We start from the raw sequence: 13,378 nt of genomic DNA on the forward strand, positions 1-13,378 counted from the left end.
GGGCTCATGCAGACCGTGACCGCCGTGGCCCACCGCGGCGACCCCTACCGCTTCCGCGAGAACACGCTCGACTCCCTGCGTTCCGCGCTCCAACAGGGCGCGGACGCGGTGGAGATCGACGTACGTCTCACCCGTGACGGCGTCCCCGTCCTGCTGCACGACGACACGCTCAAGCGGTTGTGGGGGCACGACCGCCCGCTGACCGCGCTGTCGGCGGACGAGGTGCGCGGTCTCACGTCGGGCGGCGTCCCGACCCTCGCCGAGGCGCTCGCGGCGACGGAGGGCGGCCGGGTGATGATCGACCTGCCCGGCGACCCGAGCGAGCGGGCGGTGGCCCGGATCGTGGCCGTGGCCCGGGAGTGCGGTGCGACGGACCGCGTGTACTACACGGGAGACTCCCCGGCGATGCTGGCGGTACGCGCGGCCGACGCGAGCGCCGAGATCGCCCTGACCCGCAAGACCCTGGCCCCGGCCCGCCCGGCGCTCCTGGACGCGATCCGCCCGCACTACCTCAACTACCGCTTCAGCCTGCTCGACCACGCCCTGGCCGAACACGTCCACCACAGCGGCTACCTGGTCTCCTGCTGGACCCCGGACACCCGGCGCTCGATGCGCCGGCTGCTGGACATGGGGGTCGACTCGATCACGACGAACAGGGTGGACGTGCTGAACGCGCTGCGCGGCTACACGGCCGACCGCTGAGGCACCGTCGCCGCGTCACCGGGTGTCTTCCGCGTCACGTACTGCGGAACCGGCGCCGAGTCCTTCCCGTCGTCCCGGACCAGTCCGTAGCGAATGGCCCCGTCCGGAGGCCCGTACAGCACGTCCTTCTCCACCGCGTCCCACGACGACGGGAAGACGCTCAACCCGTAGTCGGCGCCCCGCTCGTTCACCGTGAGCGTGACGCTGCCGTCCACGTAGTAGTACTCGTTCTGCCACATCTGCTGGGCGCCGGAGGGCAGCACGGCGTACCCCACCGTCGAGTTGCCCATCCCCGTCGCCGAACTGTCCGTCGTGCTCACCCGGTCGTCCATACGCCGCCCGCCCCCGGACGCCACATGGAAGATCTTCCCCTTGAGCCCGGTCCAGGAGGGCATGACCAGGCTCCCGGCCCGGTACTGCGGTGAGATCTGCCAGCGGACCAGCACATAGCCCTGCCCGCTGAGCGTCACGCTGTCCCCGCGGTGGTTCATGACGGCGTGCGCCCCGCCCGTACTGGTGATCCCGGCCTCCGGCCGGTGCGGCAGGGCGCCCGGCCTGGTGTCCGGGTCCGGTGCCCGGTCGACCGCGTCGACGACCGAGCCGTAGGTCCCCGCGCTCACCGAGGCCGAGGGAGCCGGAGACGGCGAAACGGACGGCGAGGCCGAAGGAGACGGCGTGGCCGTGGCCTGCCCCGGCGCCGCGGGCACCGCGCTCGTGACCACCGCCGTCGGCGACACCGCCGTACGCGGGGCGGGGTCCCCCGGCGTCTGTACGACGACATACGCGCCGCCCGCGACGATCGTGGCCCCCGCGGTCACCGCCACCGCCGGCTTGGTCAGCGCGCCCAGCACCTTCGCCGACCACCCGGCGGACGTCGCGGAGGTGGCCGCCACGGCCGTCTTGCCGCCGAGCGCCAGCGACAGGGTGAACCCCACCGGAACCGGCACCAGCGCGATCCCGACCAGCAGCCGTTCCGCCGGTACGACGGAGTCGCGCGGGTCGCCGCAGTAGCCGCAGCCCCGGACGTGCCGGGCCAGCCGTTTGCGCCAGACGGAGTCGGGCCGCCCGTCCCAGCGGGCGGTCAGCTCGCGCAGTTCGGGGCAGGCCCCCTCCAGCGCGCGCACGATGCCGCGCGAGACCTCCAGCCGTTCCTTCATCCGCTGGACGCGTACGGCGGCGTGCTGCCGGCTGATGCCGACGGCCGCGGCCAGCTCGCGCCGGGTGAGTTCGCCGGAGACCTCCAGCCACCACAGCGACACCAGCTGCCGGTCCTCGGGGTCCAGCCAGCGCACCGCCTCCGCGACCTCCCGCCGCTGGCCCTCCAACTGGAGCCGCAGCACGGTGAGTTCGGCGAAGTCCGCGCCGCCGTCCGGGACGCCCTCGTCCAGTTTCCGCTCCTGCCTGCGGCGGGCCCGGTCCCGGATCTGCCGCATCGCGATGGCCACCAGCCAGGACCGGAAGCTGTCCGGGTCGCGGAGGGTGCCGAGGTTGCCGACGGCACGCAGCATGGTCTCCTGGACGACGTCGTCGACGTCGGCATGGCCGTTGAGGGCACGGCCGACGACGTTGTAGACCAGCGGCAGCCAGCCCTCGACCAGTTCGTCCAGCGCGCGCCGGTCGCCCGCCTGCGCGGCCGCGATGGTGGCGCGCCACTGCCGCGACACGTGCACGTCCGTCCTCATAACCGCACCTTCTCAGCAGGGGCGGCGGCGTTGGCAATGTCGGGGATCACAGTGTGGAGACGGAGTGAGGGGTTCCGGGATAACACTTTTTCGTCCCGGAGTTCTCCGGCGTCGGCGCCCCCTAGGGGCGAACCCCGGACAACTCCCTTACCCTGCAAGCACGTTGATGGGTGACGGCTCCGGGGCGCACGCCCTCCTCACCGACGATCCGGCCGACGGCCGCGCGCCCGGAGGATGGCCGGGTCCCTTCGCCGATCCCCTCCCAGGAGCTCACGCATGCGTGTCCGCACCCGGAGCACCGCCCTCGCCGCCTCCCTCGTCCTGGCCCTCTCGGCCGGCCCCCTGGCCGCCCCCGCCCTCGCCGCGACCACCGCGTCGGCCCCCGCCACCGCGCGGGCCGGCACCGGCCCGGACGCCGTGGCCCTGCGCGCCGCGATCGCCGGGCTGCCCGACGCGGACGCCACCGCCGCGCTGGTCCGGGTGGGCGGCACCGACGGCGTCTGGCGTGGCAGCGCGGGTGTGCACGACCTGGCGAGCGGCCGGGCGGCGGACCCGGACGCCCGCTTCCGGGCCGGTTCGACGACGAAGGTGGTGACGGCCGCGGCCGTACTGAAACTGGCCGCACAGGGGCGGATCGACCTCGACGCCCCCGTCCAGCGGTACCTCCCGGGCCTGTTCACGCATGCCTTCCGGCCCATCGCCGTACGGCAGTTGCTGAACCACACCAGCGGTGTCCGGGCCGGCGACGGCTGGGGCGACTCCTTCGAGGATCAGTACGCGCACCGCTTCGACACGCTCACCCCGGAGCAGGTCGTACGGTCGGCGGTGGCGAAGGGGCCGGAGTTCGCCCCGGGGACGCAGCAGGACTACCTCAACATCAACTACACGGTCCTCGGTCTGCTGATCGAGAAGGTGACCGGGCGGTCGTACGCCGAGGAGGCCACCCGGCTCGTCCTGCGTCCCGCCGGGATGCGGGACACGTACTTCCCCGGCACCGACCCGCGCATCCGCGGCCCGCACAACCACGGCTACCAGAAGGTGACGAAGGCCGACGGGACCACGGAGTTCGTGGACGTCACCGAGTGGAACCAGGCGGACCGGTTCGCGGCCGGGGACATGATCTCCACGACCGCCGATCTGGAACGGCTGCTCACCTCCGTCTTCCGGGGCCGGATCGTGCCGCCGGGACCGCAGCTGGAGGAGATGTTCACGGTCCCGGCGGGCATCGAGGGGGCCACCTACAGCGCCGGGCTGCAGCGGTTCGTGTACGAGGGACGGGTGTACTGGCTCAAGAGCGGCGCCCGGTACGGCTACAGCTCGGTCGTCGCCGGGACCCGCGATCTGAGCCGCACCCTCGTCTACTCCGTCGACTCGACCGACGCGAAGGGCGAGGAGATGAACCCGGTGGCCCAGCGGATCGCGCTCGCCGCGCTCAGGCAGGGGTGAGGGTGAGGGCGCCGGTGTAGGTGGTGCCCGGGGTGAGGGCGGTCACCGTGCCGTCGACCGTGAGCGTGAGCGCCCGGCCCGCCGGCGCGCGCACCGCCGCGTCCGCGTCGACGACCAGCTTCGTCAGGTACGACGTGCCGGTGACCGTCCACACGGAGCCCGCGCCCAGCTTCACGATCACGCCGTTGTTGATCGCCGCCTGCGGGGTGTTGGTGACGTGGTTGATCTGCCGCCACTGGGCCGAGGTGATGGTCGGGACGGCGTGGCGCGACGCCGAGGCGGAGATCACGCCCTCGACCCGGGTGCGCGCGAAGGACGCGACCAGGTTCTTGCCGGTGCGCATGGCGTTGTAGAAGTCGCCCTTGAGCGCGATGTCGGTGAAGGCGGCGGTGGCGTCGGCGGTGTGCTCGGCGGTGGTGTCGAAGGAGGTGTCCTTCGCCGGGTCGCCGGTGGGCTCGGTGTAGGTGCCGGTCATGGAGCCGGGGTCGTCGGTCTCCATGATCTGGACGAGGACGCCGTTGCCGGCGTGCAGCCGGGCGCCCTGGGAGCCGTCCACGGTGATGGTGATCCGCTTGGCCTTGTCGAGGAACATGGTCTCGGCGGTGGTGAACCGCGTGCCGCCGCCGATGGTCACCGAGCCGCCGTCGCCGCTGTGCCACATGACGCCGAAGCCGCGTGAGGCGACGACCGACGGGCGCGGTTCGATCGCCGCCAGCTCCCGGTCGGTGAGGCCGAGATCGAGTTCGGTGTTGAGCGCCGCCACCGCCTCCCGGGTGCTGTCGCCGAAGGTGACCGGGCTGCCGGTGGAGATGGCGGCGAAGGTGGCCACGTCGAAGCGGGTGCCGAGGAAGAGGTCCTGCTGGCTGTTGCCGTCGGCGTAGGTGCCGTAGCCGGAGTCGCCGGTGAGGGTGACGGTGCTGTTGATCGCGGTGAGCCGGGAGTTGCGCACCGAGTCGGTGGAGAGCACGCCCCAGGACTCGGAGGAGACGGCGGTGCCGATGTAGGTGGCCGAGGTGTTCTCGCCGAGGACGTTGGTGGCACGGACGTTGCCGCTGAGGCCCAGCATCCAGGGCACGGTCATCATGTTGGCGCCGAACCCGGGCTGGTAGTCGGCGGGAAGGACGCCCTCGCGGGTGTGGATACGGGAGTTCTTGACGATCACGTTGGCGCCGTCGCGGGCGATGACCCCGGTGCGGACCGCACCCCGGTTGTCGATGTCGGCGCCGTCCACCACCAGCCGGGTGCCGTCGCCCGCGCCGGTGACCGCGGAGCCGTAACTGGCGAAGTCCAGGCGGCCGTTGCCGTCGAACCGGATGCGGGGGTTCGCCAGGAGGTACGAGGCGCCGTCGGCCACGAAGAACCCGTTGAACGCCTCGCCGGTGGAGGTGAGGCCGACGTTCCTGGCACAGGCGTCGGTGAGACGGCCGCCGCGTACGGCGGACAGCACCGAGTCGGCCGGTACGACCCCGGTGGCGCCGACGTAGACGGCCTGGCGGAGGTGGAAGGTGGCGCCGGCGAAGGACTCCAGGTGCTCGGCCGCCGGGGTGACGACGACGTCCCCGCGATAGGTGCCGGCCGCGATCACGGTGGTCCAGCCGTAGGTGCCGTCCAGGGCGGAGCCCGTCTCCACGCCGTTCACGGTCAGGGAGAGGATGGCGCCGTCGGGGGCGGTGAGGACGGCGCCCTCCTCGACGACGAGCTCGTCGAGCCGGGTGATCTCCGTGACCTCCCAGGTCTCCCCCGCCCCGACGGTCCTGCTGCGCCGTCCCGCCGCCCGTGCCGCGGCGGGCGCGAGCAGCGCGGGGGCGGCGGCGACGGCTCCGACGACGAGCAGCGCGCGCACCCGCGCCCGCATGGTCACCCCGCGCCCGGCGCGGTCCTGGTCCTCGGTCCTCAGGGTGTTTCTGGGCATGCGTAACTCCCTTGTGTCCCATGGCTGTTCATGGGTCGATCGACGTCAGGGGGTGTGGGAGGGAGTGAATCAGCGCCCGGGAGACCGAAGAAGGGAGCCGCCCCTGTGAATCGGCCGCCGCGCCATGGCCATGCGAGATATGAACCATTGCCCCGTCGCCGGCCCGAGCCTCACCGTCGGGCCCCCCTCCCGGGGTGGCGGACCCAGGCGTAGGATGTGAACGAAACCGTTTCGTTCACGAACCACGCGAACGAACCACGCGAACGGACCTCGCATGGAAAAGACAGGCATGGTCTCCGTACTCGTCGTCAACGACCAGTCCCTCCAGCGCCTCGCCCTGCGCATGCTCCTCACCGCCGAGCCCGGCCTGACGGTCGTCGGGGAGGCGGCGGACGGGGACGAGGCGATCCGTGCGAGCGCCGCGCTCCGCCCCGACGTCGTCCTCATGGACACCCAGCTGTCCGGGGCGGACGGCATCGAGACCATCCGGCGGATCGCCCGCCCGGCCCGCCCCGCCCGCCGGCCCCCTGCCCCGACCGGCGTCGCCACCGTCACCGGCCTCACCAGTGTCACCGGCCTCACCGGCCTCACCGGTGAGGAGGCGTTCGCCTCCCGGGTCCTGGTGCTGACCGCGGCCGACCAGGAGGCGGACGCCTGGGCCGCCCTGCGCGCGGGCGCCGACGGCTTTCTGCTGAACGACGCCGACCCGGCCGAACTGACCGCGGCCATCCGGGTGGTGGCCGCCGGGGACGCCGTCATCACACCCGGTCTGACCCGGGCGCTCATCGACGCCGTCCGCCGGCAGCGCACGGTCCGCCCGCTCCCCCGCCCCTCGGGGCTCGGCGCCCTCACCGAACGCGAGCGGGACGTCCTCGTCGCCGTCGCCTCCGGCTGGTCCAACGCCGAGATCGCACAGTGGCTGTCCATCGCCCCGACCACCGTGAAGACCCACGTCAGCAACGTCCTCGGAAAGATCGGCGCCCGCGCCCGGGTACAGGCGGTGACCTTCGCCTACGAATCGGGGCTCCTGAGGCCGGCGGCCTAGGGCCTGTCCGGCGGATCAAGTCGGAGGAAAGCAGCGGCGCCTCATCAGCGCACGTGAGCGGGGCCGTGGGGGCACCTCCCGGCCGAAGGCTGGGGGACGTCGGCGAGTGACGACAACGCCGCTGGGGGTCCCCCCACGTCTTTAGGGCAGTGGGGGAGGGCGTGCCAGGCCCCGCGCCTCCGGCATGATCCGCCGGACAGGCCCCAGGACCGGGCCGCGAGCTGTCGGGGATCGGTCCGCCGTCAGGAATCCGTACAACACGCAGGTGGCATGCCACGCATGCGCGGGGTTCATGAATTACTTCTGTTCCAGGCATTGGACGCATGCGTGTCCGGCGGCCGAGGCTGGCAGACATCACGGATCCCCACCCGGAAGCGAGAAGGAACCGATCATGAAGACCCGGTGGAACGCCGACGAGGGACGTATCGAGACGACCGCCCGCGGCCGTGCCGTGCTCTCCCAGCCCCGCCTCAACCGGGGCACCGCCTTCACCCCGGAGGAGCGGCGGATGCTGGGCCTGGTGGGCCTGGTGCCGCCGGGGGTGCTGACCCTGGAGCAGCAGGCCGAGCGGGCGTACCAGCAGTACGCGGCGCAGCCGACCGATCTGGCCAAGAACGTCGATCTCACCGCACTGCACGACCGCAACCAGGTGCTCTTCTACCGCCTGCTCGGCGACCACCTCGACGAGATGCTGCCCATCGTCTACACCCCGACCGTCGGCAGGGCGATCCAGCGCTACAGCTACGAGTACCGGCGCCCGGCCGGCGTGTATCTGTCGGTCGACGCCCCGGAGGAGATCGAGGGCGCGCTCACCGCCTCCGACCTGGGCCCGGACGACGTCGACCTGATCGTGGCCACCGACGGCGAGGCGATCCTCGGCATCGGCGACTGGGGGGTGGGCGGCATCGACATCTCGGTGGGCAAGCTGGCCGTCTACACCGCCGCCGCGGGGATCGACCCGAACCGCACCCTGGCGGTCATGCTGGACGTCGGCACCAACCGCCAGGAACTCCTCGACAGCCCGCTCTACCTCGGCAACCGGCATCCGCGCGTGGACCGGGAGACGTACGACGCCTTCATCGACGCCTACGTCACCACCGCCCGCCGGCTCTTCCCGGACGCGCTGCTGCACTGGGAGGACTTCGGGGCCGCCAACGCCCGCCGCATCCTGGAGCGCTACCGTCCGGACGAGTTCACCTTCAACGACGACGTCCAGGGCACCGGAGCCGTCAACCTCGCCGCCGTGCTCTCCGGTGTGCGGGCCAGCGGGACTCCGCTGCGCGACCACCGGGTGGTGATCCTGGGCGCGGGTACCGCCGGTGCCGGGGTCGCCGACCAGTTGCGCGACGCCATGGTCGCCGACGGGCTGACCGCCGAGGAGGCCACCGCCCGGATCTTCGCCGTCGACCGCTACGGCCTGCTGACCGAGGGCCAGGAGGGCCTGCGCGACTTCCAGGTCCGCTACGCCCGCCCGGCCGCCGAGGTCGCCGACTGGCAGCGGGACGAGAAGGTGGGCGGCATCGCGCTGGCCGAGGTCGTCGGGCGGGTACGGCCGACCGTGCTGATCGGCACCTCGGGACAGGGCGGCGCCTTCACCGAGGACATCGTCCGCACCATGGCCGCCCACACCGAGCGCCCGATCATTTTGCCGATGTCCAACCCCACGGACCTGGCCGAGGCCGTCCCCGCCGACCTGCTGGCCTGGACGGACGGCCGCGCCCTGATCGCCACCGGCAGCCCGTTCCGCCCGGTCGAGCGGGACGGGGTCGTCCACCGGATCGGGCAGGCCAACAACGCGCTGGTCTTCCCGGGGCTCGGACTGGGGGCGATCGTCGCCCGCGCCACCCGGGTCACCGACGGCATGCTGGCCGCCGCAGCGCACGCCGTGGCCGGCCAGACCGACCCGACCGCCCCCGGCGCCCCGATCCTGCCGCTCACCGACCAGTTGCGCGAGACGTCGGTGGCCGTCGCCGTCGCGGTGGCCCGGGCCGCGGCCGCCGACGGGGTGGCCCGCGACACGGTCGACGACGCCATCGAGGACCGCGTCCGGGCGGCCATGTGGCAGCCGGTGTACCCGCCCGTCAAGGCCGTCTGAACCGCACCCGCCCGCGGACCCCGCCATGACGTCCCGCGCCGGCGGCCGGTCACCGTACCGGCCGCCGCCGGGTCGTACCCCCGCGGACGGCCTCAGTCATGCTCTCAGCGCCTGGATACGGGGTGTCCGATGCGAGGGGAGAATAGGATCATGGATCTCCAGGTACTGCGCTCCTTCCAGGCGGTGGCGGAGGGCCTGACGGTCACCGAGGCCGCGGCCGACGCCCACATCACCCAGCCCGCCCTCTCCCGGGCGCTGAACCGGCTGGAGGGCGAGGTCGGCGCGGAACTCTTCCAGCGCGTCGGCCGGGTCCTGCGCCTCACCCCGGCCGGGCGGGTGTTCAAGGAGTACGTCGACACCGTGCTCGACAGCTACGACCGCGGGCGGCGGGCCGTGGCCGAGGTCGTCGATCCCGACGCGGGCGTGGTCTCGCTGGCGTTTCTGCACACCCTGGGCACCTGGCTCGTGCCGAGGCTGGTCACCGGTTTCCGGCAGCGCTTCGCCGCCGTGCGGTTCGAACTGCACCAGGCGGACGAGAACGGCCTCACCCAGCACCTCCTGGACTCCACCGCGGATCTGATCATCACCGGCAAGGACCCCGGCCACCCCCTCATCACCTGGCGGCGGCTGCTGGTCGAGCCGCTCTGGCTCGCCGTACCCGCCCGCCACCGGCTCGCGCAGCGGCGCCGCGTCCGGCTGGCCGAGGTGGCCGACGAGCAGTTCATCGTGCTCAAGCCCGGCTACGGCCTGCGCAGCGTCACCGAGACCCTGTGCCGGCAGGCCGGGTTCGGCCCTCTCGTCGGCTTCGAGGGCGAGGAGGTGGAGACCCTGCGCGGTCTGGTCGCGGCCGGCCTCGGGGTCTCCCTGATCCCGGCGTCGCCGGAGGCCACGACGGCTCCGGAGACCAGTCCCGACCCGCCCATCCGCTACCTCCGGCTCACCGACGTCCGGGCCACCCGGGACATCGGCGTCGCCTGCCTGGCCGCACGCACCCTGCCCCCGGCCGCCCGCCGCTTCGTCGACCACGCCCTGGACACCACGGAGCACGGGGTCCGAGACGGCGAGCGGCAGCTCGGAGGCGGTCGATGACGGTCAGGGCGCGCAGCCCCCGCCGACGCCCGTCACACATCGGACGGCGTTCGCGTACAGCACAGGGACACGGGCCGGTCCGTCCGAGTCGGCTCCGACGGCGCTGATCCGCGGGTTCACCGGCGCAGCCGGGGCGCGAGCACCGTGCGCACGACCCTGGCCACCTTGCTCTCGGCGGATCCTCCCTCGTCCTCGGGCTCCGGTTCCAGTACGCGCTGCATCTGGAGCAGCAGTTGGTTGGTCGACCGCCAGAGCGGGACGAACATGCCGGCGACCGGCCCGACGCCCTGGATCGGGCCCTCGGACAGCTCGGTGACCTTCTTGGCCAGCGTGACCGTCGCCGGGTCCCGCAGGATCAGGTGCACCTCGTCGTCGACCAGCCGGATCTCCATCCTGCGTGCGGCGGCTTCCTCCGGGTTCGCGTCCGTGGTCGTCTCCGGGTCCAGTTCGTCGATCTTGGCGGCGACCGCCTCCGGGTCGACCCCGAGTTCGCGCAGCACCCTGGCCGCCATGCTGTTCTCCGCCCGCAGCATCGCCTCCAGCAGGTGATGGCTGCCGACCGGTGCGCCACCGGCCAGCGCGCCTGCGACGGACACGGTGTCCTCGGTGGCGGGTGTACCGGCTGGCCATGAGCCGGCCACGACGTCCTGCGGTGCCTCCAGCGAGGCCAGTACCGCGGCGCGGATCCTGCTGACCGGACTGATCCGCTCGGCGAGCACCTTGGCGCCGACGCCCTCACCCTCCCTGACCAGGGCGAGCAGGATGTGTTCCGTACCGATGAAGTTGTGGTGCAGCTGCTGCGCCTCGCGCAGGGCGAGGTCCAGCGTCTTCTTCGCGTGCGGCGCGAACGGGATGTGGCCGCTCAGCTCCTGCGTGCCGGGCTCGACGACCGCGGCGACATCGGCCTGCGCCGTCTCCTTGTCGTACCCGAGCCGGTGCAGGACTTTGGCCGCCATGCCGTCCGGCACGTCGAGCAGCCCCAACAGGATGTGCTCCGTGTCGATGTGCTTGTGCTTGAGCAGCCTCGCCTCCTCCTGAGCCGCCACGACCACCTTGCGGGCTTTTCCCGTGAACTTTTCGAATGACATGCTTCTATGGTCCCAACCCTGTCAATACACTGGTATTGACAGGGTCACCGTGGCAAAAGGGAGAGTGTGATGGAGACACCGTCGGACTGGGAGGACCGGCTCGCGCGCTGGCAGAACGAGCTGGAGCTGTTCGAGCAGCTGGACGAGACGCCCTGGGTCACGCTGGCCAAGGCGGAGGCCGAGACCGGCGTCTCCCGCTCGGCCCTGCGGTCCTGGTACCGCAACGGGGAGATCCGGTCCCGGCTGGTGGACGGCCCGAACGGGCCGCAGCGCCTGGTCCAGCTGGACGCGGTGATCGAGCGCGCCGCCGCGTCCCCGCGCATCCAGCGCCGGGCGGAGCGGGAAGTCAGCCTGGAGGCCCAGGTCACCCTGCTACGACACCGGGTCGACCAGCTCGAACTGCGGCTGGCGGCGCTGGAGCGGAAGTGACCGGGACGCGCTGCGGCCGGCGGCCTCGCGGACGGTGGACCGCTCCCGGGGTGCGTTAGGGTCCGGGCCATGGAGACCCCCTGGCTGTCCGCGGACGAGCTGCGTTCCTGGCGCGCCTTCAGCGACCTCACGCTGGTCATGGAGGACACCCTTGATCAGCAGCTCCGCCACGACTCGGGTCTCAGCCATCTGCACTACTCGGTCCTGGTGTTCCTCTCCGAGGCGCCTGAGCACCGGCTACGGATGACCGATCTCGCCGAGAACCTCAAGATCGCCCGCACCCGGCTGTCCTACACCGTCGCCCGCATGGAGGCGGCGGGGTGGGTGCGCCGCGAGGACAGTCCCGGCGACAGGCGCGCCCAGCTCGCGGTCCTCACCGACGAGGGCGTGGCGGCACTCGAGGGCGCGGCGCCCGGCCATGTCGCCCTCGTGCGCTCCACCGTCTTCGACCGGCTCACTCCGGAACAGGCCCGCGCCTTCGGCGAGGCCTGCGAGATCATCCTGTCGGGCCTTACCGGCCCCGAGCGCCCGGCTCTTCCGCTCGACCTCCCCTGGCGCCGCTGAACCACCGGCCGCCTCGACCGGACGACGGCATGTGAAGCGGCACACCCGTGGACCGACCTTGCAGATTTGCAATACCTCGCTAAGCTGGCGGCAGGTTCTTGAACTATCAACGACCTTTTCCTTCCTCCCCCACCCTGAAGGAGCCCTCTGTGAAGGCCACCCGCAAGGCCTGGACCGTAGCCGTCGCGCTCGGCGTGGTAGCAGCGAGCGGAACGACGTACGCCGTCGCCTCCCCGGCCGCCGCCACCCCGCACAAGGCCCGCACCACGAGCGAGGAGGCGCAGCTGCAGAAGCTCTACAAGGCGGCTGTCGCCGAAGGCGGTCGCCTGGTCGTGTACGCGGGCGGCGACAAGCCAGGTCAGGCCGACTACCTCAAGGACGCGTTCGTCAGGAAGTTCCCCAGGATGAAGGTCGACATGGTCGTCGACTTCAGCAAGAACCACGACGCACGCGTCGACAACCAGATCGACGAGCACCATGTGGTCGCCGACGTCGTCCACCTCCAGACGGTCGACGACTTCCCGCGCTGGAAGAAGGAAGGCGTGCTGGAGAAGTACGAGCCGGTCGGCTGGAACAAGGTCGACAGCCGGGTCAAGGACAAGGACGGCTACTACACCGGCCTGTTCTACTTCGCCTTCGCCAACGTCACCGCGACCACGCTGGGCTCCGGCGCTCCCGTCGAGGCCAAGGACTTCCTGAAGCCCGCGTTCAAGAACAAGCTCGTCTTCACCTACCCGAACGACGACGACGCGGTCCTGTACTACTTCAAGGAGCTGACCGACACATACGGCTTCGGCTACCTCAAGAAGCTCCTCGCCCAGAACCCGACGTTCGTGCGCGGCACGCAGGACTCCTCCGATCTGGTCGGCACCGGCGACTACGTGGCCAACTTCGGCAGCGGCGGCAGCGCGAGCGGCCTGTCCCGGGTGACGATCCCGAAGCAGTCCCCCTGGGTCGCCTGGCCGCAGACCGGCGCCATCCTCAAGAACGCCCCGCACCAGGCCGCCGCCAGGCTCTACCTCAGCTGGCTCCTCTCCAAGAACGCCCAGAGCAACGACATCGGCACCTGGAGCACCCGCACCGATGTCGCCCCGCCGGCCGGCCTCAGGAACATCTTCGGCTACCAGAACATGAACCCGCTCGGTCTCGGCGCGTTCCTGAGCGACCGCACCGCCCTCGACCGCTACAAGGCCCGCATCAGCCTGTACGTCGGTGACGTCCAGGGCGTGAACCCCTCCGACCCGAAGGGCGTCCTGGGCCTGTACCCGGTCTCCCAGAACGGCACACAGGGCTGACGGGGGGACCCATACCTGCCGTCGCGGTCAC

At 71.9% G+C, this 13,378-nt stretch carries 11 protein-coding genes; 8 read left to right on the forward strand and 3 right to left on the reverse strand.

Annotation, left to right across the window (positions count from 1 at the left end; all coding sequences use genetic code 11):
• Window positions 1–6: 6 nt before the first annotated feature.
• Window positions 7–702: a glycerophosphodiester phosphodiesterase gene (locus AB0D85_RS27040; protein WP_362325247.1), complete on the forward strand. Its 696-nt coding sequence runs from the start codon at window positions 7–9 to the stop codon at window positions 700–702.
• Here AB0D85_RS27040 and AB0D85_RS27045 read toward each other — a convergent pair.
• On the reverse strand, window positions 684–2,384 hold the full coding sequence (locus tag AB0D85_RS27045; protein WP_362325250.1) for a sigma-70 family RNA polymerase sigma factor: 1,701 nt from the start codon (window positions 2,382–2,384) through the stop codon (window positions 684–686). The genes AB0D85_RS27040 and AB0D85_RS27045 overlap by 19 nt on opposite strands.
• A gap of 276 nt (window positions 2,385–2,660) precedes the next feature.
• Between AB0D85_RS27045 and AB0D85_RS27050 the strand changes: the two genes are divergently transcribed.
• Window positions 2,661–3,830 carry a serine hydrolase domain-containing protein gene (locus AB0D85_RS27050; RefSeq protein ID WP_362325253.1) on the forward strand — a complete coding sequence of 390 codons (1,170 nt, stop codon included), beginning with the start codon at window positions 2,661–2,663 and terminating at the stop codon, window positions 3,828–3,830.
• Here AB0D85_RS27050 and AB0D85_RS27055 read toward each other — a convergent pair.
• The gene (locus AB0D85_RS27055; RefSeq protein ID WP_362325256.1) at window positions 3,817–5,742 is read right to left on the reverse strand and encodes a hypothetical protein; all 1,926 of its coding nucleotides are present in this window, start codon (window positions 5,740–5,742) and stop codon (window positions 3,817–3,819) included. The two genes, AB0D85_RS27050 and AB0D85_RS27055, sit on opposite strands and share 14 nt — an antisense overlap.
• 289 nt (window positions 5,743–6,031) lie before the next feature.
• Here AB0D85_RS27055 and AB0D85_RS27060 point away from each other — a divergent pair, with 289 nt between their 5' ends.
• The 3 genes from AB0D85_RS27060 (at window position 6,032) to AB0D85_RS27070 (ending at window position 9,971) form a co-directional block, all read left to right on the forward strand.
• Complete coding sequence (locus AB0D85_RS27060) at window positions 6,032–6,787, forward strand: response regulator transcription factor (RefSeq protein WP_362325863.1); 756 nt, start codon at window positions 6,032–6,034, stop codon at window positions 6,785–6,787.
• A gap of 391 nt (window positions 6,788–7,178) precedes the next feature.
• Window positions 7,179–8,882 (forward strand): NAD-dependent malic enzyme, encoded by a 1,704-nt coding sequence (locus tag AB0D85_RS27065; RefSeq protein WP_362325259.1) that lies wholly within the window; start codon window positions 7,179–7,181, stop codon window positions 8,880–8,882.
• Between the two features lie 150 nt (window positions 8,883–9,032).
• Window positions 9,033–9,971 (forward strand): LysR family transcriptional regulator, encoded by a 939-nt coding sequence (locus AB0D85_RS27070; RefSeq protein ID WP_362325262.1) that lies wholly within the window; start codon window positions 9,033–9,035, stop codon window positions 9,969–9,971.
• 116 nt (window positions 9,972–10,087) lie between these two features.
• Here AB0D85_RS27070 and AB0D85_RS27075 read toward each other — a convergent pair whose 3' ends face one another.
• Window positions 10,088–11,059 carry a Clp protease N-terminal domain-containing protein gene (locus AB0D85_RS27075; protein WP_362325265.1) on the reverse strand — a complete coding sequence of 324 codons (972 nt, stop codon included), beginning with the start codon at window positions 11,057–11,059 and terminating at the stop codon, window positions 10,088–10,090.
• Window positions 11,060–11,128: 69 nt separating this feature from the next.
• On the opposite strand from AB0D85_RS27075, the gene AB0D85_RS27080 reads away from it, so the two are divergent.
• From AB0D85_RS27080 to AB0D85_RS27090, 3 genes are all read left to right on the forward strand, one after another.
• Window positions 11,129–11,488 (forward strand): excisionase, encoded by a 360-nt coding sequence (locus tag AB0D85_RS27080; RefSeq protein WP_075025547.1) that lies wholly within the window; start codon window positions 11,129–11,131, stop codon window positions 11,486–11,488.
• A 69-nt stretch (window positions 11,489–11,557) separates the two neighbouring features.
• Window positions 11,558–12,052: a MarR family transcriptional regulator gene (locus tag AB0D85_RS27085; protein ID WP_362325269.1), complete on the forward strand. Its 495-nt coding sequence runs from the start codon at window positions 11,558–11,560 to the stop codon at window positions 12,050–12,052.
• 149 nt (window positions 12,053–12,201) lie between these two features.
• On the forward strand, window positions 12,202–13,347 hold the full coding sequence (locus tag AB0D85_RS27090; RefSeq protein WP_362325272.1) for an extracellular solute-binding protein: 1,146 nt from the start codon (window positions 12,202–12,204) through the stop codon (window positions 13,345–13,347).
• Window positions 13,348–13,378 lie beyond the last annotated feature (31 nt).

It is taken from the genome of Streptomyces sp. NPDC048277 (assembly GCF_040652235.1).
In the GTDB taxonomy this organism is placed as follows: Bacteria; Actinomycetota; Actinomycetes; order Streptomycetales; family Streptomycetaceae; genus Streptomyces.